This is a genomic window from Propioniciclava sp. MC1595 (assembly GCF_017569205.1).
Classification (GTDB): domain Bacteria; phylum Actinomycetota; class Actinomycetes; order Propionibacteriales; family Propionibacteriaceae; genus Propioniciclava.
The window spans coordinates 1,521,574-1,533,401 of sequence record NZ_CP071870.1 but is presented as its reverse complement, the minus strand read 5'-3'; the positions used below and the strand labels follow the sequence as shown (position 1 = coordinate 1,533,401).

The following is an 11,828-nucleotide window of genomic DNA, read 5'->3' as shown; positions in this document are numbered from 1 at the left end:
CCAGCCACCGGAGGTCAGTTCTTGGCGAACACCCCGGCGCCCTTGGCGAGGCGGCGCTCGCGCTGCCAGGTGTCGAACGAGTTGGGGTGGCGCACCTTCAGCCCACCGAGGGTGACCCGACCGCGCACCACCAGGAGCGGTTGGCGTCCGGTCGGTCGGGCCGCGACCGACGAGCGGATGCCGCCCATGCCCTTGGCTACCCGGGAGACATCCGCACCCCAACCCTGGGGCACGACCAGGACCGTGGTGCCGGCCCCACCCATCAGGTTCACGTCGATCACCTCGTGGGTCGGCGTGGTGTCGACGAAGTTGAGCTTCACGTCGGCGGCGACGGCGTTCAGCTCGAGGAACGGCGGCACCTCCCACGGGCCGGCCCGGACGACGTTGTCCCACTGGGCCTTGAGCACGAGCGGGTCCTGCCACGACCAGCCGGGCGCATTGACCTGGACGACCTGTTGCTGGGGTTCCAGCATGCGGCCCAGCTCGTTCGGGGGCATCAGGTCGGCGAGGACGGCCTCGATGTCCGCGCGCGTCCTCGCGGCCATGGCGGCCTCGATCCGGCCGTCGAGTTCGTCGAGCGTGAGGCGTCCATCACCTGCGGCGGTGCGCAGGGTCTCAACGGCCTCGTCACGCTCGGCGTGGCCGATGCGAATCTGGAGGGGGTCGGGCATACCCGTCAGCGTACTGGGGCGCTCAGCGCTCGATCAGGCCCCACAGGTACGAGTCGTGCAGCGCCTCCCACGAGGCCTCGACGACGTTGGTGCCGACGCCGACGGTCGTCCAGCGGCGCTCACCGTCGGTGGTGTCGATGAGGACGCGCGTGATGGCGTCCGTGCCGTGCGCCGACTCGAGGATGCGCACCCGGTAGTCGGTCAGCTCGAAGCCGTCGACCGCGGGGTAGTTCTTCTTCAGCGCACTGCGCAGGGCCTTGTCGAGGGCGTTGATCGGGCCGTTGCCCTCCCCCACCCGGGTGGTGACCGACCCGTTGACGCGCACCTTGACGGTCGCCTCGGAGTCGCCCTCCTCGCCCAGGGTGTCGGAGGTGAGCACCCGCCACTTCTGCACCTCGAACTGCTTGTCGAGCTGGTCGGTCTCGTCGCGGATCAGCAGCTCGAAGGAGGCGTCGGCCGACTCGTAGGAGTAGCCGTCCATCTCGCGCTGCTTGACCACGTCGGTGATGCGTGCGGCCAGTTCGCGGTCGGAGAGGTCGAAGCCCAGCTCGTCGCCCTTGATCTGGATGTTCGCGCGCCCGGCCATGTCGGAGACGAGCATGCGCATGTCGTTGCCGACCAGCTTGGGGTCGGTGTGCTGGTACAGGTTCTCGTCGACCCTGATCGCGGACGCGTGCAGCCCGGCCTTGTGCGCGAACGCCGACTGGCCGACGTAGGGCTGGCGGGCGTTCGGGGCGACGTGGGTGATCGCCGCGACCGCGTGGCTGATGGACGTCGCGCGGGCCAGGTTCTCGGGCGCCATGACCGGCCACCCGTACTTCAGCTGGAGGTTCGCCGCGATCGTGATGAGGTCGGCGTTGCCGGTGCGCTCGCCGTGGCCGTTCATCGTGCCCTGCACGTGCATCGCGCCGGCGTCGACGGCCGCGAGGGTGTTGGCCACCGCGCAACCGGTGTCGTTGTGGCAGTGGATGCCCAGGTCGACGCCCACCGCACCCGCGGCGGAGACCACCTCGCCCATCCAGTTGGGCAGCATGCCGCCGTTGGTGTCGCAGAGCACGACCACCTCCGCGCCGGCCTCGGCGGCGGTGCGGACCACCTCGAGCGCGTAGGTCGGGTTGGCCCGGTAGCCGTCGAAGAAGTGCTCGCAGTCGAGGAACACCTTGCGGCCCTCGTCGGTCAGGAACCGCACGGTGTCGGTGATCATCGCCAGGTTCTCGGCGAGGTCGGTCTTGAGCGCCCGGTAGACATGCTCGTCGTGCGACTTCGCGACCAAGCAGATGTACTCGGTCTGGGCGTCCAGCAGCGCCTTGGTGAGCGGGTCGGAGCTCGCCTTGCCCCCGACCCGGCGGGTGGATCCGAAGGCGGTGAGCTTGGCGTTCTTGAGTTCGAGCTCCCCGGACGCCGCGGCGGCGAAGAACGCCGTGTCGTTGGGGTTCGCACCCGGCCAGCCGCCCTCGATGAAGCCGACGCCCAGCTCGTCGAGCAGCCGCGCGATGCGGAGCTTGTCGTGCACCGTGAGGCGCAGGCCCTCCTGCTGGGCGCCGTCGCGCAGCGTGGTGTCGTAAAGGTGGAAGACGTCGGGGGCCGCGGGGAGCGTGGTCATGGGGGCCTTCTCGGTTCGGTGCGGGAGTGACAACTGATCGAGTATCGCGCGGTCCCGGTGCGTGGTCGCAAGGTCTCGCCGGTTGGGATGCCCAGGGCTACCGCCGGGTTGGGCCGGGCTGGTAGGAACAGGGGTATGGCTGAAACCAAGTTCAAGGGCACCACCGTCAACACCGTCGGTGACCTCCCCGCTGAGGGCGCCGCTGCGCCCGACTTCACCCTGACCGGGTCCGACCTCGCCGACGTGAAGCTGTCCGACTACGCCGGCCGCCGGGTCGTCCTCAACATCTTCCCGAGCATCGACACCGGCGTGTGCGCCACCTCGGTGCGCAAGTTCAACGAGCTGGCGTCGTCCCTCGACAACACCACCGTCGTCTGCGCGTCGGCCGACCTGCCGTTCGCGCTCGGTCGCTTCTGCGGCGCCGAGGGCATCGAGAACGTGGTCGTCGGGTCGACGTTCCGCTCGTCCTTCGCCGACGACTACGGCACCAAGCTGCTCGACGGCCCCCTGGCCGGCCTGAATGCCCGCTCGGTCGTCGTCATCGACGCCGACGGCAAGGTCGCCTACACCGAGCTCGTCCCCGAGACGACGCAGGAGCCCGACTACAACGCGGCGGTGGCCGCGCTGGGCTGAGCCTGCGGCGTCCCGCCCCTGTCTGCATTTCCGGGTGGAGAAACCCCAAGGATCCTTGGGGAATCTCCACCCGGAAATGCATTCGGGCTCGTCGGTATGCTGACCCGGTAGTCGGAAGAAAGGGAGTCGATGTCCGACCTCGCTGACCGGATCAGCCGCGCGGCCGTGGCCGCCCTCGACCTGGCCCCGTTCGACGACCGCTTCTCGCGGCTGTCGCGGCAGGTGCTGACCGGTGGGGCGTCCCGCTTCGGGCGCGTGGTCGCCGACGACCAGGCCGTCCACTTCGTCATCCCCGTCGGCCTGGCCGGCGAGCGCATCGACTACGGCGCGCTCGTGCTGCAGGACCGGCAGGCCGGCATCCTGTGGCGCGACGCCGCCGGGATGGACCACGGCTCGGTCGTGCGCCGCACCGTTGACACGCACTCGAGCTTCTCCTCCCTCACCCTGGGCGGCGAGCAGTGGATGCGCTTCGACGTCGAGTCGGCCGGCGAGCACCTGACGTTCCTGGTGCCGCCCGTGAACAGCCCCCTGCTCCGCAGCACCCTCATCGACTTCTTCCGCGCCCGCCCCGGGTCGTTCTCCGCCCCGACCCCCCTGCCCGAGCCCGACCCCGAGCCGGCTCCCATCGTGCGGTTCCCCGACCCGGAGCCGGAGCCTGAGCCCGAGCCCGTGGCGGAGGCACCGGTCGAGGCGTCCGTCGAGCCCGCCGCGGTGGCCGAGGCCGACCTCGACGCGACCCAGGTGCTGGCCGCGACCGATGTGCCCGAACCCGCGCTGGAGCCCGGCGGTGACCCCGAGCACACCGGCCGGACGCCGGCCGAGCAGTTCGCCGCCGAGCCGGCCCTGATCAACGAGTGGGCGCCGGAGGCCGCGGAGCTCGACGACGCCACCCGCGTGCGGCCCGTCCTGCCACCGGAGGACGACGACGCCACGCGCGTCCACGAGCCGCCGTTCGACCTCTACCGTGATGCCCCGGCCGTCCCGCCGGCCACGCCGCCGTCGTGGACCCAGGCGCCCACCCAGGCCCTGCCCACGCAGCAGCCCGAGCCTGCCCCGCGCCAGGAGTGGTCGGTGCAGCAGCAGGACTGGGTGCAGCAGGCGCAGCCGGTCCAGTCGTACGCGCCCCAGCAGCAGGCCTACGCGCCGGCGCCGGCGAGCACGTCACAGACGCTGGTCGGGTTCCTCATCGGCCTGCTCGTCACCCTCGGGGTCGGCGGGGCCGTGATCCTGTTCAACCTGCTCGGCGGCTGACCGCCGCCCGCGGCGTCCGGACAGCGCGCCCAGCGCCGCGGACAGGCCCGTGAGCAGCAGTCCCCCACCGACCGCCACGACCACACCACCGACGCCGGCTGTCGGCGCCTCGGTGGGTGGTTCGGACGCCGTGGGCGTGGGCCGGAGCATCCCCGAGGGAGACGGCATCGGGTTGGGCGTCGGAGTCGGTGAGGCGACCGGTGTCGGCGGAGCGAGCAACGCGCGCGCTCCGGGCAGCAACTGCCCCGCGACCAAGGGGTAGAGGGCCTCGCCGGGGCACTCGGTGGCCGACATGTCCCGGTGCCCGGCGACCTGCTCGGTGGTCACCTCGGCCCCCTTGCGCCACTTGTTCGAGCCGCGCGAGGTGAAGGTCACCGGCCCGGCGAGGTCGAGCCCCTCGCGCACGGCCAGCCAGGCCAGCAGGCTGGTCATGGACGCCATCGCGGCGGGGGTCGGGGGCTCCGCGGTGTGGTCGCCGACGAAGCAGCACAGCAGCGCGTGGCCCTGGGATCCGCCGGTGGCATCACCCATCACGGGGCGGGTGAGGCTGCCGGCGCGGCCCTCCCAGATGGTGCCGAACGGGTCGACGAAGAAGTTGTAGGCGACGTCGGCCCAGCCCCGCTCGGCCGAGGTGTGGAACCGGTAGATCGACTGCAACCGCCCGGGGATCTTCTCCTCGGTGTCGGTGTTCGGCGTCTGCGTGTGGTGGACGAGCAGGAACCGGACGTCGGGCTCGTCCTCGAGCGGGCCCTTCGGGGCGAGGGTCCCCGCCCAGTCCGCGCGGGGCCGGATGGGCGGCTGGGTGGGAGCGGCGGCCGCGCCCGGGGCGTCCGAGAACGTCGCTGCGGCGACGCCGGCCACCGGCAACAGCGCGGTGGCCGCGACGAGGGTGCGCCGCGAGAGGGTCACCTCAGACCTTTGATCTCCCGCGGGTAGCAGTTGTTGCCCACCGGCAGGCCGATGGCCTTGCACACGGCGTTGGACGCCGCGCGGCTCTCGGCACCGGGGATCACGACCGCCCAGTAGTTGCGGTTGAGGCCCTCGAAGCGGTTGGCGTCGATGACGATCGCGGTGTGGTCGGGCTGGCTCAACTCGGCGGCACGCGCGATCGCCTGCTCGGCGCTCACGCTGCCCTGCGGCAGGGAGTCGAGCACGGTGACCCACGTGCCGACCGGCAGCTCGGTCGTGATGCCCGGGACGGACTCGTCGCCGGGCTCGGCGGACTCGTCGGGCGTAGCCTCGGGGGTCGGCGACTCCTCGGGCTCGGGGCTCTCGGCGGGGTCGGGGCTCTCGACCGGGTCGCTCGGCTGCGCGCTCGTCGGCGTCGGGCCCGGCGTGGCGCTGTCGGCGTCGTCGAACAGGGCGAACCAGGCGAACATCACGAGGATCGCGCCGACGACCACGCCGAGCACGATGCCCAGGGGCAGGCTGCCGCGGCGCTGGGGGTTCTGGTACGGGGTTGCCATCAGTCTCCTCACGCCACCTTGCTGAGCCAGCCGAACGTGTCCTCCGCGCGACCGTACTGGATGTCGAGGACGCCGTCGCGGATCTCGATCGTGCGCCGGAAGTCCTGGCCCTGCGGCCGCCACTCCCCCTGCTTGGACTTGAAGCCCGAGATCGGGGAGATGACCGCCGCGGTGCCGCAGCAGAACGCCTCGGTGTAGGTGCCGTCGGCGATGCCGTCGAACACCTCCTGCGCGCTGAGGCGGCGCTCGACCGGCGTGAGCCCCTGCTCGGCGCCCACCTTGAGGATCGAGTCGCGGGTGATGCCGTCGAGGATGGTGCCGCTGAGTGCGGGGGTGACGAGCTCGTTGTCCTTGGAGATCAGGAAGACGTTCATGCCGCCAAGCTCCTCGACGCGGTCCTTGCCCGTGGCCTCGATGAACATGACCTGCGTGCAGCCGTGCTCGTAGCCCTCGTACTGCGCGATCAGGGAGGCCGCGTAGTTGCCGCCGCACTTGGCGTTGCCCGTGCCGCCCTGGCCGGCGCGCGCCCACTCGTCGGTCACCCAAATGTCGACGCCCTGGACGCCGTTGGCGAAGTACGGCCCCACCGGGGACGCGATGACGAGGAAGGTGACCTCCTCGGCCGCGCGGACGCCCAGGAACGCCTCGCTGGCGATCATGAACGGACGGATGTACAGGGAGTGCTCACCCGCGGGGGCCGGCACGTAGCGGGCGTCGATCTCGACCAGCTGGCGGACGGCCTCGACGAAGTCCTCCTCGGGGAGGTTCGGGAGCATCATGCGGGCAGCCGAGCGGTTGAAGCGGGCGGCGTTCTGCTCGGGGCGGAACAGGTGCACGCTGCCGTCCTCGTGCCGGTAGGCCTTCATGCCCTCGAAGATCTCCTGGCCGTAGTGCAGCACGGCCGCGCTCGGGTCCAGCGTCAGCGGCCCGTACGGCTTCACCGTCGCGGAATGCCAGCCCTGGCCCTTGGTCCACGTGATCGACACCATGTGGTCGGTGAAGTGCACGCCGAAGCCGGGGTCGCGCAGGATCTCGGCGACCTGCTCGTCGGTGCGGGCATCGCTGTTCCGCTGGATCTCGAAGGACAAGGGCATGGGGGCCACGATACAACCTGCCGCAGGGGCGTCCTGAGCGTGTCGACGGGGCGGTCGCATCCGCTGACTGGGCTTGTCGAGGGCCGGGTGGCGGCCAGCCCTACGCTTGGCGTCCATGAGCGAGCAGACCGTTGAGAACAAGCCCACCATCGCCGTCATCGGCGGCGACGGGATCGGCCCCGAGGTCGTGGCCGAGGGCCTGAAGGTGCTGGACGCCGTGGTCGGCGATTCTGCGTTCGAGTACGTGCACTACGACCTGGGTGCGGAGCGCTGGCAGCGCACCGGCGAGGTGCTGCCGGAGTCGGTGTTGGCTGAGCTCGCCGGCGTGGACGCCATCGTGCTGGGGGCTGTCGGTGCGGCGCCGGGGTCGAAGGCGATCCCGTCGGGTCTGCTTGAGCGTGGGCTTCTGCTGAAGCTTCGCTTCGCGTTCGACCACTACGTCAACCTGCGCCCCTCGAAGCTGTACCCGGGCGTGGTGACGCCCTTGTCTCCGGCTGTCGTCGATCGCGGCCCGATCGACTTCGTCGTGGTCCGTGAGGGCACCGAAGGGCTCTACGCCGGTGTCGGCGGCTCGCTGGCCGTCGGGACGCCGTACGAGGTGGCCAACGAGGTCTCCGTCAACACCGCCCGCGGCGTGGAGCGCGTCGTGCGCGACGCATTCGAGCGCGCGATGCGCCGCCGCAAGAAGGTCACCTTGGTGCACAAGCACAACGTGCTCGTGAACGCCGGCGGCATGTGGAACCGCATCTTCAACGCCGTGGCCGCGGAGTACCCCTCGGTCGAGACCGACTACCTGCACGTCGACGCCACGATGATCATGCTGGTGCAGGACCCGCAGCGCTTCGACGTGATCGTCACCGACAACCTGTTCGGCGACATCATCACCGACCTCGCCGGCGCAGTCACCGGCGGCATCGGCCTGGCCGCCTCGGGCAACATCAACCCGTCCGGTGAGTTCCCGTCGATGTTCGAGCCCGTGCACGGCTCGGCGCCCGACATCGCCGGTCTCGGGGTGGCTGACCCCACCGCCACCATCTCCTCCATGGCGCTGCTGCTCGACCACCTGGGCCGCTCCGAGGACGCCGCCCGCATCGAGGCAGCCGTGGACGCCGACGTGACCGAGCGTGGGGCGTCCAAGCGGTCGACCACCGAGGTCGGCGACGCGATTGCGGCGCGCGTCTGAGTGCGCCTGCCCTGACTGCATTTCCGGGTGGAGAAACCCCAAGGATCCTTGGGGTTTCTCCACCCGGAAATGTTTCGGGAAGTGTCGCACGGCGGCCTTGACGCAGGTCTGTCCACAGGCTTGCGCGAGGGAGTGGGGGTCGCTGTGCACAGGCCCGGAATCCGAGTGACAGCAACGCCGCTGATCTGACCAACATCGGGGGCATGTCCGGCTTCCTGTTTCCCGACATCCCCGGCCAGATGGGCCTGGCCAGCACCCGGCAGCTCCTGAAGGCAGGGGCGTCCGAATGGGACCTGACCCAACTGGCCCTGCGTGGACAACGCGTGGTGCGCAGGGTCTATCGCTCCGGGACCGGCGAGCTCACGTCGAACCAGATGCTCGTGGCCGGGTCGCTGTGGGCGGGGCCGCACGCGGTCATGACCGGCGCCCACGCGCTCGCGGCCCACGGGCTGGTCGATGCCGATGACCTGGAGGTGAGGCCGAGATTCCTGGTCCCGGCCCAGCACCGCGCCCGTCGCAATGCCTTGGGCATGACCTCGGAGCGGACCCGCAGTATGCCGCGGAGCCTGTTGCGGGCCGGAGTCCCCGTCGCAACCCCCGAGCGGGCGCTCGTGGACACCGCCCACCGGCGAGAACTGACGGCGTCCCAGCTGAAGCTGCTGACGATGACGGTGTTGCAGCGGCGCCGAACCACCCTGGTACGCCTGGAAGCGGAGATCGCCGCACTGGGCGATGCCAACACCGGCCCCCTCCAGGACGGGATGCTCGGGTTCAGGAAGGGCGCCTGGTCGCCGCCCGAGGAGACGCTCGTCGCGGCGGTGGCGGCCGACGACCGCTTCCCACCGATGCTGGCGAACCCCCTCCTCGACGACCTCGAGGGCCGGCTGGTCGGGAGGCCCGACGGGTACTTCCCGGATGCCGGGGTCGTCGTTCAGGTGCACTCGCGCGCGTTCCACACCGGGAAGTCAGACGACGGTCGCGACCGCTGGGCGACGACCCTCGTGCGTGATGCGGACTACCAGACCTATGGATTGGTGGTCGTCCCGGTGGCGCCCGAGACGCTGGACAACGACCTGCCCAGCTTCCTGTCCACGTTGCTGCTCATCCTCGAGGCCCACCGCGGGCAGGGGGCCAGGCGAGTCCTGGTGCAGGTGCGGCCGGCCTGATCCCTGGCTTCTGGGATGGGGTGTCGTGCGGCGTTCCCGAGGACATTTCCGGGCTACTTCCCGTCCGCCTCCGCCATCGCCTTGGCCAGCTGGCGCCACTCGCGCCACTTGCCGATGCGCTCGATGATCCAGCCGACGAGCAGGCCGAGGGCGACGCCGGTGATGATGCCCAGCAGCGGGTGGTCGTGGAAGATCGAGCCCGCGACGAGGCCGATGCCGACCGAGAACGCCGCCCACAGGATCGTGGCCGCCAGGTCGATGACCATGAACCGCCGGTGCGGCAGACGCACGTAGCCGGCGACCATGTTGATCGCGATGCGGTAGCCGGGGATAAAGCGGGCCGACAGCAGCACCTCGGGGCCCTTGTGGTGGATCAGGTGGTGGGCCCGCGCGAGGACCTTGCCGCCGCGCTCGCCGCGGAAGATCTTCTCCAGCGGGATGTGGCGTCCGATCAGGTAGGCCGTGTTGTCGCCCAGCCACGCGCCGACGCACGCGATCAGGATGAGGAGCCAGAGCTTCACCGGCCCGCCGTGCGTCTCCGACAGGGCCGCCATCGCGATCACGATCGACTCACTCGGCACCGGCGGGAAGAACCCGTCGATCCAGCAGAGCATGCCGGTGACGAGGTAGGTCCACCACTCGCCGGCATGGCCGACGATCGCGTCCTGGATGGCGTCGTAGAACCTCATCGGTCAGGCGCTCCTCGGCGGGGTGGCTGGCATGGGCACGAGCATGCCAGAGGGAGGGCGTCCGACCAGCCCCCCGAGGGATGAATCGGGGCCGACCTCGGTCGCACTCCAGCCCTGATTCTGAGAGAAAATCAGCTTTCTCTTTGCTTTTTCTCAGGATGCGTTTAGGCTGGAGGGGCTGTCCGGGAGCAGGTCCCCCGGACGTCCCCATGAAAGGAAACCCCCATGAAGCTCAAGCGCACCATCGCCCTCGCCGCCTCGACGGCCGTCGCCGTCGGCGGCTCGGTCGCCCTGGCCGCGCCTGCCCAGGCCTCCACGGTGTGGGACGCCGTCGCCCAGTGCGAGTCCGGCGGCAACTGGTCGATCAACACCGGCAACGGCTACTACGGCGGCCTGCAGTTCAGCGCCTCCACGTGGAAGGCCTTCGGCGGCCACCAGTACGCCTCGAACGCCCACCTCGCCACCAAGGCGCAACAGATCGCCATCGCCCAGAAGACGCTGGCCGTCCAGGGTCCCGGCGCGTGGCCGACCTGCTCCAAGAAGGCGGGCCTGACCAAGGCCAACGGCGGCGCCAACGCCGCTGCCCCGGCCCCGGCCAAGGCCGAGACCAAGAAGGCGGCCCCGGAGAAGGCTGAGACCAAGAAGGCCGCCCCCAAGAAGGCCGAGACGAAGAAGGCCGCACCCAAGGCGTCCACCCAGAAGACTGCACCGAAGCGTGCGACGACCGTCAAGTCCGTCGCCACCACCGGCAAGCGGTTCATCACGGTCAAGACCGGCGACACGCTGAGCCAGCTGGCCGCGACCCACGGCGTCCAGGGGGGTTGGAAGACCCTCTGGTCGCTCAACCAGGCCGAGATCAGCAACCCCGACCTGATCTTCGTTGGCCAGGAGATCGCCATCGGCTGACCTCCGGCCATCCTGATCGCCGGGCCGGCGTCCGTCTCCTCCCCCATGACGGACGCCGGGCCGGCCCATGTGCCAAGCGAAAGGCCCCCGCACCGTCTGGGTGCGGGGGCCTTCGTGACGGGACGGGGTCAGCGAGCGGCGGTGCCCTCGACGTAGTCGTCGTCGTGCGACTTCACCCAGCTCATCAGCTTGCGGAGCTCGCGGCCGGTGGCCTCGATCGGGTGCTGCTCACCCTTCTCGCGCAGGGACTTGAACTCCGGCGCGCCGGCCTCCTGGTCGTCGATGAAGCGCTTGGCGAACGCGCCCGACTGCACGTCGGCCAGGACGGCCTTCATGTTCTCCTTGACGCGGGCGTCGATGACGCGGGGCCCCGACACGTAGTCGCCGAACTCGGCCGTGTCCGAGACGCTCCAGCGCTGCTTGGCGATGCCGCCCTCGTACATGAGGTCGACGATCAGCTTCAGCTCGTGGAGGCACTCGAAGTAGGCCACCTCGGGCTGGTAGCCCGCCTCAGTGAGCACCTCGAAGCCGGCCTGCACCAGCGCCGACGCTCCACCGCAGAGGACGGCCTGCTCACCGAACAGGTCGGTCTCGGTCTCCTCGGTGAAGGTGGTCTTGATGCCACCCGCGCGCAGCGATCCGATCGCCTTGGCGTAGGACAGGGCCAGCGGCCAGGCCTCGCCCGAGGCGTCCACCTCGACGGCGACGATCGCGGGCACACCGCGACCCTCGGCGTACTCACGGCGCACCAGGTGGCCGGGGCCCTTCGGCGCGACCATGCAGACGTCGACGCCCTCGGGGGCGGTGATGTAGCCGAAGCGGATGTTGAAGCCGTGCGCGAAGAACAGCGCGTCGCCCTCCTGCAGGTTGGGCTCGATGTCCTCGGCGTAGATCTTCCGCTGGTGCTGGTCGGGGGCCAGGATCATGATCAGGTCGGCCTCGGCGGCCGCCTCGGCCACCGACACCACGCGCAGGCCCTCGGCCTCGGCCTTCGCCGCAGACGCCGAGCCCTCACGCAGACCGACGCGGACGTCGACGCCCGAGTCACGCAGGCTGAGCGCGTGCGCGTGGCCCTGCGAGCCGTAGCCGATCACGGCGACGGTGCGACCCTGGATGATCGACAGGTCGGCGTCGGAGTCGTAGAACATCTCTGCCATGTGGGTTTC

The 11,828-nt window shown here is 70.5% G+C and carries 12 protein-coding genes; 5 read left to right on the top strand and 7 right to left on the bottom strand.

What is annotated here, in order from left to right; translation table 11 throughout:
• Nucleotides 1-14: 14 nt before the first annotated feature.
• Nucleotides 15-671, bottom strand: coding sequence for a DUF1707 domain-containing protein (locus tag J4N02_RS07280; RefSeq protein WP_188333383.1), 657 nt, complete (start codon nucleotides 669-671; stop codon nucleotides 15-17).
• Nucleotides 672-693: 22 nt separating this feature from the next.
• Entirely contained in the window at nucleotides 694-2,274 is a 1,581-nt protein-coding gene (gene cimA, locus J4N02_RS07275) for a citramalate synthase (RefSeq protein ID WP_188333384.1), read from the bottom strand.
• 135 nt (nucleotides 2,275-2,409) lie between these two features.
• Here cimA and tpx point away from each other — a divergent pair, with 135 nt between their 5' ends.
• The gene (gene tpx, locus J4N02_RS07270; RefSeq protein ID WP_188333385.1) at nucleotides 2,410-2,907 is read left to right on the top strand and encodes a thiol peroxidase; all 498 of its coding nucleotides are present in this window, start codon (nucleotides 2,410-2,412) and stop codon (nucleotides 2,905-2,907) included.
• Between the two features lie 129 nt (nucleotides 2,908-3,036).
• A complete protein-coding gene (locus tag J4N02_RS07265) occupies nucleotides 3,037-4,158 on the top strand; it encodes a hypothetical protein (protein ID WP_188333386.1) in 1,122 nt (373 codons plus the stop codon).
• Here J4N02_RS07265 and J4N02_RS07260 read toward each other — a convergent pair.
• Genes J4N02_RS07260 through J4N02_RS07250 form a run of 3 tightly spaced genes read right to left on the bottom strand, consistent with a single transcriptional unit; the run spans nucleotide 4,069 to nucleotide 6,718 of the window.
• Nucleotides 4,069-5,067 (bottom strand): N-acetylmuramoyl-L-alanine amidase, encoded by a 999-nt coding sequence (locus J4N02_RS07260; protein WP_188333387.1) that lies wholly within the window; start codon nucleotides 5,065-5,067, stop codon nucleotides 4,069-4,071. The two genes, J4N02_RS07265 and J4N02_RS07260, sit on opposite strands and share 90 nt — an antisense overlap.
• The gene (locus J4N02_RS07255) at nucleotides 5,064-5,624 is read right to left on the bottom strand and encodes a hypothetical protein (protein ID WP_188333388.1); all 561 of its coding nucleotides are present in this window, start codon (nucleotides 5,622-5,624) and stop codon (nucleotides 5,064-5,066) included. The genes J4N02_RS07260 and J4N02_RS07255 overlap by 4 nt, the downstream gene beginning before the upstream one ends.
• An 8-nt stretch (nucleotides 5,625-5,632) precedes the next feature.
• Nucleotides 5,633-6,718: a branched-chain amino acid aminotransferase gene (locus tag J4N02_RS07250; RefSeq protein WP_188333389.1), complete on the bottom strand. Its 1,086-nt coding sequence runs from the start codon at nucleotides 6,716-6,718 to the stop codon at nucleotides 5,633-5,635.
• A 115-nt stretch (nucleotides 6,719-6,833) separates the two neighbouring features.
• On the opposite strand from J4N02_RS07250, the gene J4N02_RS07245 reads away from it, so the two are divergent.
• Together J4N02_RS07245 and J4N02_RS07240 are read left to right on the top strand one after the other, a co-directional pair.
• The gene (locus J4N02_RS07245) at nucleotides 6,834-7,901 is read left to right on the top strand and encodes a 3-isopropylmalate dehydrogenase (protein WP_188333390.1); all 1,068 of its coding nucleotides are present in this window, start codon (nucleotides 6,834-6,836) and stop codon (nucleotides 7,899-7,901) included.
• Nucleotides 7,902-8,104: 203 nt separating this feature from the next.
• Nucleotides 8,105-9,067 carry a hypothetical protein gene (locus tag J4N02_RS07240; protein WP_188333391.1) on the top strand — a complete coding sequence of 321 codons (963 nt, stop codon included), beginning with the start codon at nucleotides 8,105-8,107 and terminating at the stop codon, nucleotides 9,065-9,067.
• 53 nt (nucleotides 9,068-9,120) lie between these two features.
• On the opposite strand, the gene J4N02_RS07235 is transcribed toward J4N02_RS07240, so the two are convergent.
• Nucleotides 9,121-9,756, bottom strand: a complete 636-nt coding sequence (locus J4N02_RS07235) for a DedA family protein (protein ID WP_188333392.1) — start codon at nucleotides 9,754-9,756, stop codon at nucleotides 9,121-9,123.
• Nucleotides 9,757-9,981: 225 nt separating this feature from the next.
• Between J4N02_RS07235 and J4N02_RS17180 the strand changes: the two genes are divergently transcribed.
• On the top strand, nucleotides 9,982-10,662 hold the full coding sequence (locus J4N02_RS17180) for a transglycosylase family protein (protein ID WP_188333393.1): 681 nt from the start codon (nucleotides 9,982-9,984) through the stop codon (nucleotides 10,660-10,662).
• A gap of 128 nt (nucleotides 10,663-10,790) precedes the next feature.
• Here the strand turns inward: J4N02_RS17180 and ilvC are convergent, their stop codons facing one another.
• Nucleotides 10,791-11,819 carry a ketol-acid reductoisomerase gene (ilvC, locus tag J4N02_RS07225; protein WP_188333394.1) on the bottom strand — a complete coding sequence of 343 codons (1,029 nt, stop codon included), beginning with the start codon at nucleotides 11,817-11,819 and terminating at the stop codon, nucleotides 10,791-10,793.
• Nucleotides 11,820-11,828: the final 9 nt, after the last annotated feature.